The following is a 19,227-nucleotide window of genomic DNA, read 5'->3' as shown; positions in this document are numbered from 1 at the left end:
AATTGTTTTGCAAGTAGAAAATTACAATTGTATTTAAGTGGCATTCGCATTTGAGACATTATCTTAGAGGTTAAAGTGCTATGTAAAGAATGATTAATTTAAATAAAATTATTGATTATTAATAGACATCGAATAATTCAATTAATAAAAGGAGTGGAAAAATGGAATTTAAAAACCTTTTTAAGAACATTAACTATACTTTAGTAAGTGGAGAAGATAGTATTATAATAAATTCAGTACAATATGATAGTAGGAAAATAAAACAGGGAGATGCCTTTTTTGCTATCGAAGGATTTAACTTGGATGGGCATGATTTTATTAAAAAGGCCATAGAAAAAGGCGCAACTGTGATAATAGTTCAAAGAGATGTGGAATTGTTAGAAGGTATAACCTTTATTAAGGTTGAAGATAGTAGAAAAGCTTTAGCTATAGCGGCAGCAAATTATTATGGTAACCCAAGTGAAAAAATGAAAATTATCGGTATTACTGGAACCAATGGTAAGACCACTTCAGCATTTATGATTAAAGCTATTTTGGAAGAAAGTGGTTACAAAGTAGGCTTGATAGGAACCATAGCTAATTACATTGGTGATGTTGAAATTCATACTGACAAGACCACACCAGAATCCTTAGAGTTACAGAAGTTATTTAAAGAGATGGTAGATAAAAATGTTGATTACTGTGTGATGGAGGTATCTTCTCATTCTTTAGATCTACAGAGAGTTTATGGCGTAGAATTTTCACAAAGTATTTTTACAAATCTTACAAGAGATCACCTAGATTTTCATAAAACCTTTGAAAATTATTTTAATGCTAAGTCTAAATTATTTAAAATGAGTAGAAACTCTATAATAAATGTAGATGATAGTTACGGATTAAAATTAGTGGAAATGGTAGGAGATAAGGCTACTACCTATTCATTAAATAATTCTAGTAATTTGCAGGGGTACAATTTGAATTTACACTCCAGAGGAATAGAATTTACTTTAGATCATAAGGGAGACAAGGTAGAAATAAAGTTATCTATACCAGGAAAATATAATGTTTATAATGCCCTAGGATGTATTGGTGCTACCTTAAATGAAGGAGTGGACATATATAAGATAAAAACTGCTCTTGAAAAGGTAACAGTTCCTGGCAGATGTGAAATTGTTACTTTAAATAACCATTTAGGATTTGATATAATTGTAGATTATTCACATACTCCAGATAGTTTGGAAAATATACTTAATAACGTTAGAGAGTTTACTCAAGGAAACCTAATTTGTGTTTTTGGATGTGGCGGTGATAGAGATAGGACTAAAAGACCGATTATGGGCAACATAGGATCAAATTTAAGTGATTTTGCGATAATAACCTCTGATAATCCAAGAACAGAAAATCCTTATGAGATTTTAAAGGAAATTGTGGTAGGTGTGGAAACGGACAATTATGAATTAATTGAAAGTAGAAGAGATGCAATTAAGAGAGCAATTTCAATGGCTCAAAAAGGGGATATTGTTGTTATTGCTGGTAAAGGACATGAGACCTATCAAATATTAAAAGACAAAACAATAGATTTCGATGAGAGAAAAATTGTAGCAGAGATTATAAAGGAGTTGGGACTATAGATGGAAAGCATAAGTCTAGAACAGGTACTAAAGGGTGTCCATGGAAAGATTATAAAAAAGGGAAAGAATTTTAGTTTTAATAATGTTTCTATAGATAGCAGAAAAGTACGCAATGGAGATATATTCTTTGCTTTAACTGGAGAGAATTTTGATGGACACGACTATTTAGAAAAAGCTATAGAATCAGGTGCATCTCTCTGTATAGTTCATAAAGAACCTTTACACATAAATAACTATAATGAAGAAGTATCCATTATTATGGTTAAAGATACGAGAAAAGCTCTTTTAGATTTAAGTGAATTTTACTTAAGAAGCTTAAATATTAAGGTAGTTGGAATAACAGGATCTACAGGAAAGACTTCAACGAAGGATTTAGTAGCTGCAGTTTTAGGGGAAAAATATAAAGTATTTAAAACTCTAGGAAATTTCAATAATGAAGTTGGATTACCTCTAATGATATTCAATCTAGATAATAGCTTCGATATTGCTGTATTAGAAATGGGAATGAATAACCTAGGCGAAATTGAAAAATTAGCAAAGGTTGCAAAGCCAGATATAGCAATAATAACTAATATAGGATTATCACATATAGAAAACTTAAGAACTAGGGAAAATATCTTGAAAGCTAAGATGGAAATAACCACACTTTTTAATGAAAACAATACGTTGATTTTGAACGGGGATAATGATCTTTTAAATCAAATTTATTCCATTGAGTACAAAATTATAAAAATTGGTGTAGAAAAGGATTATAATTTTAAGGGAAGCAGAATAATTATTAATAATGACAATATTAAATTTAATGTAGTAGAAAATGGAGCGGAAATATCAAATGTCATTGAGGTTGGAATTCCAGGTAAACATAATGTGCTAAATTCTCTTCTTGCTATTGCTTGTGCTAGGGAACTTGGTTTAAGCTATGAAGAAATTGCCAGAGGTATAAGAAAGTTAGAATTTACTTCTATGAGATTAGACATTATTAATTGTGGAAATTATATAATTATAAATGATGCCTATAATGCGAGTCCAGACTCAATGGAAGCGGCTTTAGAAGTGCTGAAAAACTACCAAGGTAAAAGGAAAATTGCAGTGCTTGGAACAATGAAAGAGCTAGGGGAAGAAGCTTTCAATGCTCACAAAAGAGTTGGAAGTTATGCTGAGAAATGTGAAATTGACTTATTATTCACTACTGGAGAATTTAATGAAGCTTTTAGAGAGGGTTTTGAAAAAGAGAATATTTTCACCTTCCATACTGGAGAGGAATTATTAAATTATTTATCCACTATTATTGAGGATGGCGATGTTGTTTTAGTAAAAGCTTCAAGATCCATGAAGTTCGAAGATATTGTGAGTGGAATACAAAAGATAACTGTTTAGGGAGGGGTAGAGTATGAGTAAAGTTGTATATTCTGTTTTAGTTGCGTTTTTAGTGGCACTGTTAATAGCTCCATTTCTTATTCCAATGCTTCATAAATTTAAATTTGGTCAAAACATTAGAGATGAGGGACCAGAGAGCCACAAGAAGAAACAAGGTACTCCTACCATGGGAGGGATAATTTTTATAATCGCAACTTGCATAACCATGGTAATTATTGTTAGGAATCCCAATGATGAAGCTATGGTTGCAGTATATTCCTTAGTTGCATTTGGAGTAATCGGACTCATAGATGATGCACTTAAAATTATTAAAAAGAAAAACGAGGGATTAAAGAGTTATCAAAAGATGATACTTTTGATATTAGCCTCGGGAGTTCTAGGATACTACGCATCAAATAGAATTGGTACTGATATAATGATACCGTTTCTAACTTCAACAACCTTTGATCTAGGAAAACTATTTATACCATTTATAATAATTTATTTTGTTGCTGCTTCCAATGCCGTTAATTTAACTGATGGACTTGATGGGTTAGCTAGCTCTATCACACTTTTAATAATGACTTTCTTTGCACTTGTAAGCTTTGGAATGGGATATTATACCCTATCTATATTCTGTGGAATTCTTGCAGGAGCATTATTAGGATTTCTTAGATATAATTCCTATCCAGCCCAAATCTTTATGGGTGATACAGGTTCCTTAGCATTAGGAGGAGCTTTGGGTGCTATAGCAATGATTTTAAAATTAGAATTATTGGTTCTTATAGTGGGTGGAATTTATGTGGTAGAAACTTTATCTGTTATTATCCAAGTTATTTCTTTCAAATTAACAGGAAAAAGGGTTTTTAAAATGAGCCCACTTCATCATCATTTTGAGCTAAGTGGATGGCATGAAAGCAAGATTGTGGCAGTTTTTTCAATAACTACAGTTGTACTATGTTTAATAGGTTTCTTATCCATAACTCATTAACATACAATAGGGGGATTAAATATGAAAAAACCCAAAATGAAGTTGGGTGAAGTAGATTTTATTCTTTTCGCAACAATTTTAATGCTTGTTACTGTTGGGGTAGTAATGGTTTATAGTGCAAGCTCCTATTTTGCAGCTTTTAGATATGATGATGCAGAATACTTTCTTTGGAGACAGTTATTATGGGCCAGTATAGGACTTGTAGCTATGATTTTTACCCTTAACACAGATTATCACTTATTTAAAAGATATACAAAAATATTAATTATATTTACTTTTATTGCTCTATGCCTTGTATTTGCATTTCCACCTGTAAATGGAGCTCAAAGATGGATAAGACTTGGACCAGCATCCTTTCAACCCTCAGAAATTACAAAATATGTTGTAGTTTTGTTTATAGCTAAAAGTATAGAATCAAAGGGTGAAAAAATTAAGCTGTTCTTTAAAGGAGTTGTACCTCATCTTGCATTCGCTGGTTTTTTTGCAGGTATGGTAATTTTAGAAAAAAATCTTAGTATAGCAACAGTAATTATGCTAGTTACCGTTGGAATGTTGTTTATTGGAGGAACTAAGTTTTCTTATATTGCTGAAATGGGTTTAGGATTAATAGGACTAGTTGTAGCAGCCATAATTTTAGAGCCTTATAGAATGAGAAGAATTACAGGCTTTTTAGATCCTTGGTCTGATTCTCAAGCTACAGGATATCAACTGGTTCAATCTCTTTTGGCCCTCGGTTCTGGTGGACTTACTGGAGTTGGAATAGGACAGTCGAGACAAAAATGTTTCTATATTCCAGAGCCACATAATGACTTTATTTTTTCAGTAATAGGAGAAGAACTTGGATTTATAGGTTGTATCTTCATTATTATTTTATTCATAGTGTTTCTATGGAGGGGAATAATGGCAGCTGCTAAAGCTAAGGATATATATGGTTCTCTTTTAGCTACTGGAATAACCGCTGTAGTAATACTACAGAGCTTAATCAATATTGCCGTAGTAACTGGATCAATGCCTGTTACAGGTGTGCCGCTACCCTTTATTAGCTATGGAGGCTCATCGCTTGTTATCAATATGATGTTTATGGGAATACTACTAAATATAACAAGGCAAAACAACAATAAGTCATAAAAGTTATTAAGAATAAAGATTTTCAACTTAAAAAGTCTTTTAAACAAAAATGATATGTTTTAAACATATCATTTTGTTTTTTGAAGTTTTTGAATTAATTTCAGTAATTTTAATATAAATAAAAAAACAATTAAAAATATTTTATTTATGTAAATTATAATGAATTTACTTCCATTTAATGATATCATGGTAATATATTATTGTACTATTTTTTACAAGTTATTTATGGTGGTGAAATAATGAAAAAAGTTGAAAAGAAAAATGAGTATGGAAAGTATATACTTCAAAATAAAGATGCAATTTTAAAAAAGAAAAGAAAACTAAGAACTATAAAAAGAAGTATATTAACCTTAGTTGTTTTATTTTCTATATTAGTCACTTTGTGCTTTAATCTGGACTATTTTAACACAACTGAAATTAAGGTTTCGGCGAACTCCAATGTTACATCTGATGAAATAATTGCACTTTCACAGTTAAAGAAAGGGGATAATATATTTAAATTTAAAGTTAGCAACGTTAGAAAAAATGTTCTAAAAAATCCATACATTTTAGACTTGAAAGTAAATAGAGTATTCCCGAGCAACATAAATATTGAGGTGGTGGAAAGAAAGGCAACCTTCTATATTTCATATAATGATAGCTTCTATGTCATAGATAACAATGCTATAATTTTGGAAAAAAGAGATACAGTTGAAGGAATGAATTTGGTAAGACTAGAAGGTGTTGATTTATCAACAGTTGATATTGGAAAATCTATACCTCTAAATGGAGAAGAAAAGAAAAGAGTTTTGACAGAACTATGTGAGTTTATTTACAACGATAATGCTGTGGGGGAACATGTTATTTCAATGATACAATTAAATGATTTTATAGATATAAATATTGTGGTAGATAACTTAACCGTAAAGCTGGGAACAAGTGAAAAGGTAAAGGAAAAGCTCACAAGGGCTTTTAGCATTATAAAAGATGAACAGTTTGCTGGAATAAAGGGCTATGTTGATGTAAGTTTTGATGGTAATCCAGTAATTTATAGAGAAGAATAGGAGGAAATACATTGAAAAAGTTTATTTCTCAATTGACTATAGGACTAATATTTTTATTATTTGGATTTATGATAACATCTCAAATGAACATGCTTAATAAACAAGTGGCTTCTGCTGAAAATAAGCAAAGCCCAGAAATTCTTGTTGAGAATGAACAATTAAAAAAGCAAAGAGATGAATTAAAGAAAAAAATAGATGAACTTACTAAAAAAACTGAGGAGTTTGAATCAGCTGCAGCGGGAAGAACTGATGAAGCCAATTTAATACTCCAGGAATTACAAGAAACTAGATTAAGAGCAGGATTATCTGATGTAAAGGGTGAGGGTATTACTATTTATATAACACCTAAAGCGAATCTATTTGGAAACACAATCGATAATCAACCTATTATTGATTTAGATTTATTAAATATTGTAAATGAACTAAATGCAGCCAGTGCTGAGGCTATTTCAATAAATGATATAAGATTAATGGGAAGAAGTGGTATTAGAACCGCAGGTAATAGTATTATTATAAATAATGAAAGAATTTCTCCGCAGAAGAGAGTTACTATAAAAGCTATTGGAAGTAAGAAGAACTTGGAGGGAGCTATGAACTTTCCAGGAACAATACCAGAAAGACTTACAAACAGTTGTGAAGTAGTTATTGAAACTAATGATAATATAGTTATTAAAAAAGGACAAAATACTTTAAAGTATGAATATGCTAAGCAAGTTAGTGAATAGAGGTGTTTAAATGGTTGCGTTTGTTGGACTTATCCTTGGAATTGTCTTAGGTCTTGTTTGGAACATTAATATACCTTTAAAATTTTCGCCATATATATCTGTGGCAATATTTGCATGTATAGACTCTATGCTAGGGGCTGTTAGGTCTACCTTAAATAAGGATTTTAGACCAGATATATTTATTTCTGGTTTTTTCGGAAATGCAGTATTAGCAGCTCTTATGGTTTACCTAGGTGATAAATTAGGTATTCCAATATACTTAGCCGCCATTATAGTTTTTGGAGGAAGGGTATTTACAAATTTCGCAATAATAAGAAGATTACTTATGGAACGAACAAAGTTCCGTCATTGAGGTGATTAGATGCAAACCAATGAGGCAAATATATTTTTATTTATAGCTTCCATTATTATTGGGCTTTTAATAGCAATGAATATGGATTTAGGAAAGGGAGCTATGCTTTTAGACGTAGAACAGTACGAAGTTGCTTATAGTGAGAGAACTAAGCTTCAAGGTGAAATTTCAGGACTTCAAAAGGAATATTTGGAATTACAAAATAAAGTTAATGGTTTTGATACAAATTCAAAAAATCAAAATGATGTATTAAAAGAAATTACAGATGAACTAAAAAGAAATAGAATTATTTTAGGCTCTGTCCCTGTTATTGGGGAAGGAATTAAAATTACACTAAATGATGCTCCTGAAGTAATGTTTGGAGGCGATTACACTAATAATATGTTAGTCCATGATAAAGATTTAGTCAGAGTAATTAATGATTTAAGGAATGCTGGTGCGGAAGCTATAGCAATAAACGATCATAGAATAGTTTTTAACTCTGCAGGACTATGTTGGGGGACAACTATAGATTTTGATGGAATAAAAGTAATTGCACCTTTTTATATTACTGCAATTGGGAATAAAAATGTGTTAGAAAACTTTTTAGAAACTCAAGAAAATCAAGTTAAAAGATTAAAGATGAGAAAATGCTATGTTGAAGTGGAGTCACTTTCGGAATTAATAATTCCTGCATACAATGGAAGTTTAGAAAATAAATATTTATTTCCAGACACATAAAGGAGATAGCATTTTAGTTAGTGAATTTTATTTGCTAAAGTAACGAAAATTAAAAGTGAAAATCTGTAATAATGTTAAAATATTTGCTAATTATTGAAGGAATTTCATAAACTTGTGAAGAATAATGTAAAGTACCCTAACTCCTGGAATAACTTATGTATACCAATCTACAGATGTTAGGGTATGCAAGGAGGAGTAAAGTTGTCAGTTGAAGAAAATTACAGAATCATATTGAAGCAAATTCCAAGTCAGGTTAATTTAGTGACTGTATCAAAAACTAGAAGTATAGAGGAAGTGTTACAGGCATACCACGCTGGAGCAAGAGAATTTGGAGAGAATAAAGTTCAGGAACTTACAATGAAATATGATGAATTACCGAAAGATATTAAATGGCATTTAATTGGTCATCTACAAAGAAATAAAGTTAAATATTTAGTTGGTAAAGTGCATTTAATTCATTCTCTTGACAGCATAAAACTTTTGGAAGAAATAGAAAAGCAGTTTGCAGCAAAGAATAAAATTGCAAATGTATTGATTCAAATTAATATTGGAAATGAATCCTCAAAAACAGGAATCCATTTAGACGAGTTAGAAGAATTATTAAATTCCTGTGAGAAATGCATCGCTGTGAAGGTTAAAGGGCTTATGGCTACAATACCAATTGGTGGTGAGGAAAGCTGTAGATTTTATTTTAAAGAAATGAAAAAAATATACGATAAATTAAGTGAAAAGAACTTCGACAATATTAATATGGAATTTTTGTCAATTGGAATGACTGGAGACTATACTATTGCCATTGAAGAAGGATCTAATATGATTCGTATTGGAGAAGGTATCTTTGGAAAAAGAAATTATAATAAATAATTTTTGGGAGGATAAATTATGGAAAACAAGTTTATAAAGGGTTTAGGAAAGATTATTGGATTTGATGAAGATGATTATGAAGATGATGAAGTACTTGAAAAAGAAGCTGAAAAAGATGAACAAGCGCAAGATGATATAGAAATTGAACCTTTTATGGCAAATGTGAAAAAGCAAAATAAGATTGTAAACATTCATACTGCATCATCTGCGAAGGTTGTAATTATAAAGCCGATGAATTATGACGAAGGAACTGCTATAGTAGACAATCTTAAAAATAGAAGAATAGCTATCGTTAATATTAATGCCGTAGAACAAAAGGTTGGACATAAAATTTTAGATTTCCTTATAGGTGCAATTTATGCTTTAGAGGGTGGATTGCAACAAGTTGAGAAGGGCGTTTTTATACTAACTCCATCTAATGTAGAAGTTACGAGTGAATTAAAAACTGAGTTAACTAATAAAGGGATTTTTAGTTGGTCTAAATAGGAGGATCTAATGGTTATAAGAATTATTAATACTTTAATTGAAGTACTAAAGATGGCAATTTTAATTGAAGTAATACTTTCATGGGTGCCAAGTGGAAGGCAATCGAAGATTTCCTATGCTATAAGGGCATTTACTGCACCTATAATGGAACCTTGTGAAAAAATTAATAATAAAATTTTTTCTGGTGCTCCAATTGATTTTTCACCTATAATTGCTTACTTTATAATTTCTTTCTTACAAAGAATTATTTTAGGCATATTGGGAAATATATAAAAAAGGTATTTGGATATGGAAAAAAATTCATTCATTAATTCCTTTCCACAATGGGATAAAAATTATATATCTAATATTTATGATAACATAATGCTTTGTAAAAAGATTCGTAGGACTATTTTTACAAAGGAATTTGTTTCACCTTATATTTATAATAAATTGATGTTGATGGAACATGAATTAGGGGTAAAAACCTTTTGCTATGGAGTTTTTGAAGAAGCTGAAAGAAAAATGTTAGCTTTTGATTTGTATGAAGAACCTGAGGATTATCCTATTGATTTAATAAAAATCGTAAATAAATCAAAATTCAAGGTTTTAACTCATAGGGATTTTCTTGGAACTCTAATGTCATTTGGGGTGAAACGGGAAGTCTTAGGAGATCTACTAGTTGAAAATGACTATTGTTATGTGCCAGTAATAAAGGACATAACAAGCTACATATTTAATAATTTGGAGACCATAGGAAATTGTCCCTGCGAAATAGAAATCTTAGATAAAAATCCTGATAATATTCCTAAAGTGAAGTATGAGGAAAAAGTTATAATTATTACTTCTCTGCGATTGGATAATACTATTAGTGGGATTTGTAATCTATCTAGAAACGAAGTAAATACATTGATTAATAATGGATCTATTATGATAAATCATGTGCAATCTTCGAAAAGAGATAAGCTAGTTAAACCCCAAGATATAGTTACAGTTAGGGGATACGGAAAGTATAAAATAGAAGAGATTGTTGGTGAAACTCAGAAAAATAGGTTGAAGATTGCTATAAAGAAATATATTTAATATAGGGGTGATTAGTATGAAAATAACTTCAATGGATATTAACAATAAGGAATTCAAAAGAGTAATGAGGGGTTATAGTGCAGATGAAGTTGATGAATTCCTAGAAAAAGTTGCAGAAGACTATGAGATAATATATAAAGAAAATACTACATTAAAAGAACGACTAAGTGTATTCCAAGATAAATTGGATCACTATTCAAAGATAGAAAATACTATTCAAAGCACATTATTACTAGCACAAAACGCAGCAGAGCAAGCTAAAGCAAGTGCGCAGACTGAAGCAGAATTAATTGTTAGAAATGCTAATGATAGTGCTAAAAGAATAATTGATAAAGCTCATAGTGATGTACTACATATAAATGATGAATATGAAAGAACAAAACAAGAATTTGCGAAATTCAGAAGTAAGTTTAGAAATTTCATGCTAAGCCAAATGGAGATGTTTCAAGCTTTAGAAAAAGATTTTGACAAAAACTATAATATTTCAACGGTTGTAGAAGAAACAAATAATGCAGCAATTTTAAATACAAAGTTAAATGATAAAAAGGTAAAAGAAATAGAAAAATTTGATTATAATACAGCTGAACTTGAAGAAATTAAAAGTTTCTTCGCAACAGAGTCAAATTAGCCTTAGAAACAAAATAATGAGTTAAAAAAGCCACGGATGTTTTGCATCGAAAGTTAAGATGTGTTCTGTTGATATGGTATGGTGAAAATTTGTTGTTTTTTCAAGATGTTTAAAGGAAATACCCAAAAATCTCACTCTTGGAGTGAGGTTTTTTATTTTTCATTTAAAAGTTTCTAATGTAGTGCATAATAGAAAATGAAATCCATTATTTATAAGGAGAATAAGATGAAAGAATTAATTGTAAATGCTGACAATAGCTCATGCAAGATATACTTAGATCATAATATTGAAACTCTTGAAAGTGCATTAGGTGAACATAAAATAACAACTAATCATAAGTTTTTTGTAATAACTGATGATAATATTTATGGGGCTTATAAGGAAAAGCTGGAAGGTATATTGAAAAAATATAATTATAAGATTTTTATTATGAAACATGGTGAAGATTATAAAAGTTATGAAACTGTAAAAGATATCTATGAGTTTCTACTGAAAAATGATGGTGATAGAAATAGTATAATTATTGCTTTTGGGGGAGGAATAGTTGGTGATATATCTGGCTATGTAGCTGCCACCTATATGAGGGGAATTAAGTATATAAATATTCCTACTACTTTGATGTCTATGGTGGATAGTTCTATTGGTGGAAAGGTAGCCTATAACTTTAATGGTATCAAAAATCTCATTGGAACTTTCTACAATCCAATATTTATTTTTATAAGTGTTGAATTCTTAAAAACCCTACCTAGAAATGAAGTTATAAATGGGTTTTCTGAAGTAATAAAACATGGGTTACTTAAGGATAAAAATCTCCTTAAGTATTGTAAGGATAACTTAAATGAGATTGTTGCGGTAAAAAATGATAAATTGATTTATATTATAGAACGTTGTATAGATATAAAAAATGAAATTGTGAAAAGAGACTACAAAGATAATGATTTTAGAAATGTTTTAAATTTCGGACATACTATAGGTCATGGTATCGAAGTGATATCGAATCATCAGATTTCTCATGGTTATGCAGTAGCGTTGGGGATTCTTGTGGAACTAAAAATATCAGAATATATGATGGATTTGGATGAAGAAGTCTACAATGAGATGGAGAAGCTTTTTCATACCATAGGATTTCCAACTAAGTACAAAGTTGACAATATGAATATGTTTATGTATGCTATTAACCATGATAAGAAAAATACGAATAACAACATAAACTTTTCCTTATTAGAAGATGTGGAAAAACCTATTACAAAGGTAATTGTTAGTGATAAAGTTATTAGAGAATCAATAAGGGAAAGCATTGAGAGGAGATAAAAAACTTATGAAATTTGGAATAATTGGAGCTATGGAAGAAGAAGTAACATCTTTAATAGATGAAATGGAAGTAAACCATAAAATTGCTAAAGCTAAAATGGTTTTTAATTCAGGGAATATTTTTAATAAAGAAGTGGTTATAGTGACTAGTGGCATTGGAAAAGTTAATGCTGCTGTTTGCACTCAAATATTAGTAGATGAGTTTAAAGTAGACTATGTTATAAATGTTGGTATTGCTGGAGGAATTGGCGAAGATATTTATCCAGGAGATATTGTAATCGCAAACACATTAATTCAACACGATGTAGACACATCAGCTTTTGGTGAAAAGTTAGGCCAAATTCCTAGAATGGATATATTTGATTTTAAATGCGATAAAACTTTACTTCAACATGCTAAAATTGCCTGTGCTGAATTAAGTGAAGTAAATACTTTTGTAGGAAGAGTTGTATCAGGAGATCAATTTATTGCAAGTGGAGATAAGATTAAATGGTTAGGTAAAGAATTTAATGCCTTGGCTTGTGAAATGGAAGGAGCCAGCATAGCTCATGTGGCATACCTTAATGATATTCCATTCATAATTATTAGGTCAATATCAGATAATGCAAATAACGGTGCTCATATGGACTATGAAAAATTTAAGCATATTGCGGTTAAAAATTCTAATATTATTTTACGAAGTATGTTAAAATCAATGTAGGTGATGTTATATGGAAAGGTTACTAGTTGATAATAATAGTGGACCTAAAATTACTATTAATATTAAAGGAATTACAATAGGTCAAGGTGAAAGTGTTTTTATATCTGGACCTTGTTCCGTGGAAGATTATGATAAGATGATGGCTATAGGACATGATTTAAAAAAGATTGGAATTCATGTTCTTAGGGGAGGGGCTTTTAAACCAAGAACTTCACCCTATGACTTCCAAGGGCTAAAAATGGAAGGAGTTCATATTCTTCATGAAGTGGGAAAAAGATACGACATGCCCATAGTTACTGAAATTATGGATGCTAGAGATATTGAACAATGTATTCCCTATATAGACATAGTTCAAATAGGATCGAGAAATATGTATAACTATACATTATTGAAGGAACTAGGAAAATATGATGTTCCAGTCATTTTAAAAAGAGGAATGAGCGCTACCCTTTCAGAGTGGCTTTATGCCGCAGAATATATAATGAGTGGGGGAAATTCAAAAGTAATATTATGTGAAAGAGGAATTAGAACTTTTGAAACTTATACTAGAAACACCTTAGATCTAAATTCTGTGGCTGTTATTAAACAAAATTATCGACTTCCCATAATCGTAGATCCAAGCCACGGCACAGGGAAAAGAGAACTTGTGGAAGCTATGAGTATGGGAGCCATTGCTTGTGGTGCAGATGGTTTAATGATTGAAAGTCATATTACTCCAGATAATGCTATATCGGATGCAAGACAAACCATTAACATGGATACCTTGGAAAGAATAGTTAATAAATCAAAAATTATTAGAGAAATAATTTAAAAGTTTTGAGGGAAGCTTATGAAGGTAGTTTTGAGAGGGTGTAAAAGCAATTTTAATGTGGAACTTACCCTACCGGGAGATAAATCTATAGCTCATAGATCTTTAATTATTGGAGCTATGCCAAAAGGAAGTTATACCGTAGAAAACTATCCTATGGGAGAAGATTGTAAAGCAACCATTGAGGTAGTAAAAAAGTTAGGGGTTTCCATTGTTTCACATGAAAACAAATTAATGGTAAATTCTCCTGGTGTATGCAAATTCAGTAGCAAAGTTAAAGAATTAGATTGTAGAAATTCTGGAACCACTGCTAGGCTAATAAGTGGGCTTATTTGTGGTGCAAATATAATTACTAGTTTGACTGGAGATGAATCCTTAAGTAAAAGGCCTATGAGAAGAATAATTGATCCCCTAAAGAGAATGGGAGGTAATATTGCTCATTCCAACGAAACCTTACCTCTTGCATTCTTAAAAAATAATGGTTTAAATGGGATAGAATACAAACTTCCTGTAGCTTCAGCTCAAGTTAAATCTGCAATCTTAATTGCTGGTTTTTTAGCTAAGGGCATAACTAAAGTTATTGAACCTATGCCGACTAGAGATCATACAGAAAGACTTTTCAAGTTTCTTGGGGCTGAAATAGATACTTTAGATAATGAAATTACTATTTCTAACTCTAAAATTCAGTGTAAAGATATTTTTGTACCAGGGGATAGTTCCTCCTCGTGTTTTTTGGTAGGTTGTGCATTGCTAGGAGATAATATAAAGCTTACTATAAAGGATATGCTTTTAAATCATGGCAGAATTGAATATTTAAAAGTGCTAAAGGATATGGGTGGAGATATTGAAATAATTTCTAAGGATAAGAAGAATAACGAACCTATTGGTGATATTATAGTTAAAAGTAGTAAGTTGAGAGGTATAAAAATATCCAAGGATATAGCTCCAAGAATTATTGATGAAATTCCGGTACTTAGTATAGTAGCGGCATTTAGCGAAGGAAACACTTTATTTGAAGGAGTAGAGGAACTAAAGGTTAAGGAATGTGACAGGATAGAGGCATTAGTTAAAAACTTTGAAAAATTAAATATTAGAGTATTGTATAAAGATAATAATCTAGCGATTAAAGGAATAGGCAGCTCAAAAATAAATTTAAACTATGAGTTTATTGAAATAAATACTTTTAATGACCACAGAATAGCCATGGCTTTTTCTATAGCTGCAATGAAGTTAAATAATAAATTGGTTATTGATAATTGGGAGTGTACTAAAATATCTTTCCCAGATGCAAAGGAATATTTCAACAAATTTATAAATTTCTTAGAATAGTGTAATAAATTTTTCTATAAGGTAGAAAATAATTAGGTAACATAAATATTAACCTTAATTTAAGGAGTTGTTTTTATGAATAAAAATAAACTTAATTACTTTAAAGAAAAATTGTTAGAAGAAAAGAATGATGTTAATAACTTAATTAAGCAAATGAGCGATAATGATACCACTACTCCTCTTGTTGAAAGAAATACGGAGCTCTCATACTATGACAATCACGGTGCTGAAAATGGAGGAGAATTAAACGATTTATTGAGAGGCCTTGCACTAGAAGGAAATGAAAAATCTATAAGAAGCAAAATAGACCGTGCTTTAAGAGACATTGAAAATGGAGATTATGGAGTATGTAAAATCTGTGGCAAGGAAATACCTCAAGAGAGACTAGAATTTATACCTTATGCTGAGCATTGTGTTGGTTGCCAAAATGGCATTAATGCAGCTATGCCAGAGGATATTTCCGATGCAAGTAGACCTGTAGAAGAAGAGGTTTTAGGAAGGCCATTTAGAAGGGGCTTTAATGACCACACAGATTATGTGGGATTTGATGCAGAAGATAGCTATCAAGCAGTGGCAAGTTATAACTCAAAGTATTATGATGGCTATGATGATGATGAATTTGAAAGCGGATACGTAGAGCCTGTTGAACTAATTAGTAATGATCAATATAAGAGTCAGCTTCCTGATTAGCAAAAGGTAAATAAAATTATAAAGCAGCACAAAGGGAAAAGCCTCCTATCTTAACAGATAGGAGTTTCCTTCCATAATTTTAATTTAGTATTAAAATAGAATTCTTTAACAACTATTAATGAAAAATCAGATTATTTATTTTAAATATAAAAAATTTCTGACAGTTTTTATGTCAGAAATTTATTTATTGTGGTAGGGGGATAAATATGTTACTTGAATTGGTAATAATAATTTTAGGATTAATATTAGATAGAATAAGTAAGTTGTGGGCTTTAGGCAGCTTAAAAGGTACGGAAGGAATTGAAGTCATTAAAAATATTTTTGCTTTTGAGTATCTTGAGAATAGAGGAGCAGCCTTTGGAATGCTTCAAAACAAAATTTGGTTTTTAGTTATTACTACTGTGTTAGTAGCTGGTGGCATGGTTTATTATTTAATTAAACACAAACCTAAATCCAAAATTCTTAGAATTGGGCTCGCTATGATTATATCTGGTGCTATAGGAAATTTTATAGATAGAATAAATTACAATTTTGTAGTGGATTTTATCTTATTTCACTATAAAGAGGTTTATTATTTTCCTACCTTCAATGTAGCAGATATATTAGTAAGTGTAGGAACCTTCTTTTTAATAATTTGTATATTAAAGGATGAGATTTAATGGCAATAGAAAAATTTTTGGTTAGTGAATTAGACATTGATAAAAGATTAGATTTATTTTTAAGTGAGAACTTAGAGGGAATGTCTAGATCTTATGTCCAGGGAATTATAGAGAAAGATGCGGTTAGAGTTAATGGGAAGCAAAAAAAAAGCAACTATAAAATGAAACTTAATGATGAAATTAGTATAGATATTCCTAGTCCAGTAGAATTGCAAGTGGAGCCTGAGAATATTCCTATTAATATTGTTTATGAAGATAGTGATGTTATAGTAGTTAACAAACCACAGGATATGGTGGTGCACCCTGCACCTGGGAATTATAATGGAACCCTAGTAAATGCATTACTTTATCATTGCAAGGATCTATCTGGAATAAATGGAGTAATTCGTCCAGGGATCGTTCATAGAATAGATAAGGATACTACAGGGATACTTGTAATTGCTAAAAATGATAATGCACACAATAAGTTAGCACTACAATTAAAAGATCACTCCATGACAAGAACCTATTATGCATTGGTAGAAGGTAATGTGAAATCTGATGAAGGAACAATAGATGCCCCTATAGGTAGACATCCATCAGATAGAATAAAAATGACTGTTATAAAAGATGGGAGGGAGGCTATTACTCACTTCAAGGTCTTAGAAAGATTTGGTGAATATACTTTAATTCAATGTAATTTAGAGACAGGAAGAACTCATCAGATAAGAGTCCATATGGCGCATATTGGACATCCACTAGTGGGAGATAATGTTTATGGCCGTAAAAAACAAAAATTCAAGGTTTTAGGCCAAGTACTTCATGCTAGAAAACTAGGGTTTATGCATCCAACAACAGGAGCATATATTGAGTTTGATTCAGAGCTTCCAGAATACTTTCAAGATCTTTTAGACAAACTTAGAAATAAGCTGTAAAAACATTCTATGTAATTAATATATTACATTTTAAGACTTGAAAGTAGTTTTAGATGTAAAAAATGATTTGATAAATTTTAATTATTATTGTATTGAATTTAGGAGTGAAAATTAATATGGAATTAAAATCAGTTTTGTTAGATGATAAAGCAATAAAAAGAACCTTAACTAGAATTTCTCATGAAATTATAGAAAAAAATAAGGGAACAGAAAATTTAGTCCTTATTGGAATAAAAAGTAGGGGAGTTCCTCTTGCTAACCGAATTGCAGATTTAATCGAGCAATTTGAGGAGAAAAAATTAGAAGTAGGAAGTGTAGACATAACTTTATATAGAGATGATTTAACCACTCTAGGAGAGCAGCCTACCCTAAATAGTAAAGAACTTGGAATAGAAATAAAAGGCAAAAAGATTATTTTAGTAGATGATGTATTATATACTGGAAGAACTGTAAGGGCGGCAATTGATGCTATCATCGATGTGGGAAGACCTGAAATGATTCAGTTAGCAGTACTAGTAGATAGAGGGCATAGAGAACTACCTATTAGAGCAGATTATGTGGGAAAAAATATACCAACTTCGAAAAAAGAAATAATTTCTGTGCAACTTGAAGAGGTTGATGGTAAAGACTTAGTAAACTTATATGAGAGTAATTAGGAGATTAATATATGTATAATTTAATTGCAACTACAACTTTTGGTCTTGAAGCAATAACTGCTAAAGAACTTAAAAATTTAGGTTATGAAGATTTAATAGTGGAAAATGGGAGAGTGATCTTTCAGGGGGATGAAATGGATATAGCAATATGCAATATTCATCTTAGAACTGCTGAGAGAGTTTTTATAAAAATGGCTGAGTTTAAGGCAACTTCTTTTGAAGAATTATTTCAAGGGACAAAAGCTGTGAACTGGGGAGAATTAATACCTGTAGATGGTAAAATGCATGTAAATGGAAAATCAATAAAATCTCAATTACATAGTGTGCCAGACTGTCAAGGAATTGTTAAGAAAGCTATTGTTGAAAAAATGAAGGAAAAATATAAGACTGACTGGTTTACTGAAGAGGGACCAGTATACAAGATAGAAGTAGCTCTTTTAAAAGATGTAGTTACTCTTTCTATAGATACCTCAGGAACAGGATTACATAAACGCGGTTATAGAGAACATTCAGGAGAAGCACCACTAAAAGAAACACTAGCAGCAGCGTTAGTACTTTTAACAAAGTTTGATGGTTCAAGACAGCTTATTGATCCATTTTGTGGATCAGGAACTATAGCAATTGAGGCTGCGATGATTGCAAAAAATATAGCACCAGGATTGAATAGAACCTTTATAAGTGAAACTTGGCCAACTATGGATAAGGAAACTTGGGAGCAAGTGAGAGATGGAGCTAAAGCAGCAATTAATAATAAAGAATTTAAAATTCAATGCTCAGATATTGATAGTTGGGTATTAAGAACTGCTAACAATAATGTTGAAAAAGCTGGATTGAGTGATTATATAAATTTTCAAAAGCTTCCAATGCAAAGTGTTAGTTCGAAAAAGAAAAATGGATTAATAATCACTAATCCACCATATGGAGAAAGATTAGGAGAACGTGAAGAAATTAAGACTTTATATAAAGAGTTTTCAACTATGTACTCCAAGCTAGATGATTGGTCTTGTTACGTGTTGACTTCCTTTGAAGAATTTGAGAAGACCTTCGGTAAAAAAGCCGATAAAAACAGAAAGTTATACAATGGAAGAATTCAATGCTATTACTATCAATATAATGTAAAATAACTTCATTGAAAAAGGTCATAAGATACAAAGTTTCAATGCTTCTATGATGTCTATAAAGATTTCAAAGAATT

The 19,227-nt window shown here is 30.8% G+C and carries 22 protein-coding genes; all 22 read left to right on the top strand.

The features are described from left to right. Window positions 1-161 precede the first annotated feature (161 nt). The 22 genes from RR409_RS06390 (at window position 162) to RR409_RS06285 (ending at window position 19,156) form a co-directional block, all read left to right on the top strand. Window positions 162-1,610 carry a UDP-N-acetylmuramoyl-L-alanyl-D-glutamate--2,6-diaminopimelate ligase gene (locus tag RR409_RS06390; RefSeq protein WP_332556900.1) on the top strand — a complete coding sequence of 483 codons (1,449 nt, stop codon included), beginning with the start codon at window positions 162-164 and terminating at the stop codon, window positions 1,608-1,610. Continuing rightward, a complete protein-coding gene (gene murF, locus RR409_RS06385; protein ID WP_332556899.1) occupies window positions 1,611-2,987 on the top strand; it encodes a UDP-N-acetylmuramoyl-tripeptide--D-alanyl-D-alanine ligase in 1,377 nt (458 codons plus the stop codon). A gap of 13 nt (window positions 2,988-3,000) precedes the next feature. Beyond that, window positions 3,001-3,957, top strand: a complete 957-nt coding sequence (gene mraY / locus RR409_RS06380) for a phospho-N-acetylmuramoyl-pentapeptide-transferase (protein WP_332556898.1) — start codon at window positions 3,001-3,003, stop codon at window positions 3,955-3,957. A 21-nt stretch (window positions 3,958-3,978) separates the two neighbouring features. Beyond that, entirely contained in the window at window positions 3,979-5,085 is a 1,107-nt protein-coding gene (spoVE, locus tag RR409_RS06375; protein WP_332556897.1) for a stage V sporulation protein E, read from the top strand. A 239-nt stretch (window positions 5,086-5,324) separates the two neighbouring features. After that, on the top strand, window positions 5,325-6,128 hold the full coding sequence (locus RR409_RS06370; RefSeq protein WP_332556896.1) for an FtsQ-type POTRA domain-containing protein: 804 nt from the start codon (window positions 5,325-5,327) through the stop codon (window positions 6,126-6,128). An 11-nt stretch (window positions 6,129-6,139) separates the two neighbouring features. Further along, window positions 6,140-6,853 carry a DUF881 domain-containing protein gene (locus tag RR409_RS06365; RefSeq protein ID WP_332556895.1) on the top strand — a complete coding sequence of 238 codons (714 nt, stop codon included), beginning with the start codon at window positions 6,140-6,142 and terminating at the stop codon, window positions 6,851-6,853. Window positions 6,854-6,863: 10 nt separating this feature from the next. Next, window positions 6,864-7,205, top strand: coding sequence for a small basic family protein (locus tag RR409_RS06360; protein WP_332556894.1), 342 nt, complete (start codon window positions 6,864-6,866; stop codon window positions 7,203-7,205). Window positions 7,206-7,214: 9 nt separating this feature from the next. Then, entirely contained in the window at window positions 7,215-7,925 is a 711-nt protein-coding gene (locus RR409_RS06355) for a DUF881 domain-containing protein (protein WP_332556893.1), read from the top strand. Between the two features lie 201 nt (window positions 7,926-8,126). Next, window positions 8,127-8,789: a YggS family pyridoxal phosphate-dependent enzyme gene (locus tag RR409_RS06350; protein WP_332556892.1), complete on the top strand. Its 663-nt coding sequence runs from the start codon at window positions 8,127-8,129 to the stop codon at window positions 8,787-8,789. An 18-nt stretch (window positions 8,790-8,807) separates the two neighbouring features. Beyond that, window positions 8,808-9,275, top strand: a complete 468-nt coding sequence (gene sepF, locus RR409_RS06345; RefSeq protein ID WP_332556891.1) for a cell division protein SepF — start codon at window positions 8,808-8,810, stop codon at window positions 9,273-9,275. Between the two features lie 9 nt (window positions 9,276-9,284). Then, window positions 9,285-9,548 (top strand): YggT family protein, encoded by a 264-nt coding sequence (locus RR409_RS06340; protein ID WP_332556890.1) that lies wholly within the window; start codon window positions 9,285-9,287, stop codon window positions 9,546-9,548. 15 nt (window positions 9,549-9,563) lie between these two features. Next, entirely contained in the window at window positions 9,564-10,337 is a 774-nt protein-coding gene (locus tag RR409_RS06335) for a YlmH/Sll1252 family protein (RefSeq protein WP_332556889.1), read from the top strand. Between the two features lie 16 nt (window positions 10,338-10,353). After that, window positions 10,354-10,965, top strand: coding sequence for a DivIVA domain-containing protein (locus RR409_RS06330; RefSeq protein ID WP_332556888.1), 612 nt, complete (start codon window positions 10,354-10,356; stop codon window positions 10,963-10,965). 225 nt (window positions 10,966-11,190) lie between these two features. Next, complete coding sequence (aroB, locus tag RR409_RS06325; RefSeq protein WP_332556887.1) at window positions 11,191-12,276, top strand: 3-dehydroquinate synthase; 1,086 nt, start codon at window positions 11,191-11,193, stop codon at window positions 12,274-12,276. 7 nt (window positions 12,277-12,283) lie between these two features. Then, a complete protein-coding gene (locus tag RR409_RS06320; protein WP_332556886.1) occupies window positions 12,284-12,976 on the top strand; it encodes a 5'-methylthioadenosine/adenosylhomocysteine nucleosidase in 693 nt (230 codons plus the stop codon). Window positions 12,977-12,986: 10 nt separating this feature from the next. Further along, entirely contained in the window at window positions 12,987-13,787 is an 801-nt protein-coding gene (aroF, locus tag RR409_RS06315) for a 3-deoxy-7-phosphoheptulonate synthase (protein ID WP_332556885.1), read from the top strand. A gap of 18 nt (window positions 13,788-13,805) precedes the next feature. Beyond that, the gene (aroA, locus tag RR409_RS06310; RefSeq protein ID WP_332556884.1) at window positions 13,806-15,113 is read left to right on the top strand and encodes a 3-phosphoshikimate 1-carboxyvinyltransferase; all 1,308 of its coding nucleotides are present in this window, start codon (window positions 13,806-13,808) and stop codon (window positions 15,111-15,113) included. A gap of 75 nt (window positions 15,114-15,188) precedes the next feature. After that, window positions 15,189-15,803, top strand: coding sequence for a TraR/DksA C4-type zinc finger protein (locus RR409_RS06305; protein WP_332556883.1), 615 nt, complete (start codon window positions 15,189-15,191; stop codon window positions 15,801-15,803). A gap of 206 nt (window positions 15,804-16,009) precedes the next feature. Continuing rightward, the gene (gene lspA / locus RR409_RS06300) at window positions 16,010-16,462 is read left to right on the top strand and encodes a signal peptidase II (RefSeq protein ID WP_332556882.1); all 453 of its coding nucleotides are present in this window, start codon (window positions 16,010-16,012) and stop codon (window positions 16,460-16,462) included. Continuing rightward, window positions 16,462-17,376: an RluA family pseudouridine synthase gene (locus RR409_RS06295; protein WP_332556881.1), complete on the top strand. Its 915-nt coding sequence runs from the start codon at window positions 16,462-16,464 to the stop codon at window positions 17,374-17,376. The genes lspA and RR409_RS06295 overlap by 1 nt, the downstream gene beginning before the upstream one ends. 116 nt (window positions 17,377-17,492) lie before the next feature. Further along, a complete protein-coding gene (pyrR, locus tag RR409_RS06290; RefSeq protein ID WP_332556880.1) occupies window positions 17,493-18,032 on the top strand; it encodes a bifunctional pyr operon transcriptional regulator/uracil phosphoribosyltransferase PyrR in 540 nt (179 codons plus the stop codon). An 11-nt stretch (window positions 18,033-18,043) separates the two neighbouring features. Next, window positions 18,044-19,156: a class I SAM-dependent RNA methyltransferase gene (locus tag RR409_RS06285; protein WP_332556879.1), complete on the top strand. Its 1,113-nt coding sequence runs from the start codon at window positions 18,044-18,046 to the stop codon at window positions 19,154-19,156. Window positions 19,157-19,227 lie beyond the last annotated feature (71 nt).

Origin of the sequence: Clostridium sp., assembly GCF_036642255.1 — a bacterium.
In the GTDB taxonomy this organism is placed as follows: Bacteria; Bacillota; Clostridia; order Clostridiales; family Clostridiaceae; genus Clostridium_J.
Note: the sequence above shows the minus strand (reverse complement) of the source record. Positions and strands in the feature narration are given on the sequence as shown.

Coding starts and splice junctions, on each gene's coding strand:
- RR409_RS06360 (WP_332556894.1), top strand. CDS start 6,864: ATGGTTGCGTTTGTTGGACTTATCCTTGGAATTGTCTTAGGTCTTGTT.
- RR409_RS06295 (WP_332556881.1), top strand. CDS start 16,462: ATGGCAATAGAAAAATTTTTGGTTAGTGAATTAGACATTGATAAAAGA.
- RR409_RS06320 (WP_332556886.1), top strand. CDS start 12,284: ATGAAATTTGGAATAATTGGAGCTATGGAAGAAGAAGTAACATCTTTA.
- spoVE (WP_332556897.1), top strand. CDS start 3,979: ATGAAAAAACCCAAAATGAAGTTGGGTGAAGTAGATTTTATTCTTTTC.
- RR409_RS06335 (WP_332556889.1), top strand. CDS start 9,564: ATGGAAAAAAATTCATTCATTAATTCCTTTCCACAATGGGATAAAAAT.
- RR409_RS06355 (WP_332556893.1), top strand. CDS start 7,215: ATGCAAACCAATGAGGCAAATATATTTTTATTTATAGCTTCCATTATT.
- RR409_RS06340 (WP_332556890.1), top strand. CDS start 9,285: ATGGTTATAAGAATTATTAATACTTTAATTGAAGTACTAAAGATGGCA.
- RR409_RS06285 (WP_332556879.1), top strand. CDS start 18,044: ATGTATAATTTAATTGCAACTACAACTTTTGGTCTTGAAGCAATAACT.
- RR409_RS06370 (WP_332556896.1), top strand. CDS start 5,325: ATGAAAAAAGTTGAAAAGAAAAATGAGTATGGAAAGTATATACTTCAA.
- aroB (WP_332556887.1), top strand. CDS start 11,191: ATGAAAGAATTAATTGTAAATGCTGACAATAGCTCATGCAAGATATAC.
- lspA (WP_332556882.1), top strand. CDS start 16,010: ATGTTACTTGAATTGGTAATAATAATTTTAGGATTAATATTAGATAGA.
- mraY (WP_332556898.1), top strand. CDS start 3,001: ATGAGTAAAGTTGTATATTCTGTTTTAGTTGCGTTTTTAGTGGCACTG.
- murF (WP_332556899.1), top strand. CDS start 1,611: ATGGAAAGCATAAGTCTAGAACAGGTACTAAAGGGTGTCCATGGAAAG.
- sepF (WP_332556891.1), top strand. CDS start 8,808: ATGGAAAACAAGTTTATAAAGGGTTTAGGAAAGATTATTGGATTTGAT.
- aroA (WP_332556884.1), top strand. CDS start 13,806: ATGAAGGTAGTTTTGAGAGGGTGTAAAAGCAATTTTAATGTGGAACTT.
- pyrR (WP_332556880.1), top strand. CDS start 17,493: ATGGAATTAAAATCAGTTTTGTTAGATGATAAAGCAATAAAAAGAACC.
- RR409_RS06305 (WP_332556883.1), top strand. CDS start 15,189: ATGAATAAAAATAAACTTAATTACTTTAAAGAAAAATTGTTAGAAGAA.
- RR409_RS06330 (WP_332556888.1), top strand. CDS start 10,354: ATGAAAATAACTTCAATGGATATTAACAATAAGGAATTCAAAAGAGTA.
- RR409_RS06390 (WP_332556900.1), top strand. CDS start 162: ATGGAATTTAAAAACCTTTTTAAGAACATTAACTATACTTTAGTAAGT.
- aroF (WP_332556885.1), top strand. CDS start 12,987: ATGGAAAGGTTACTAGTTGATAATAATAGTGGACCTAAAATTACTATT.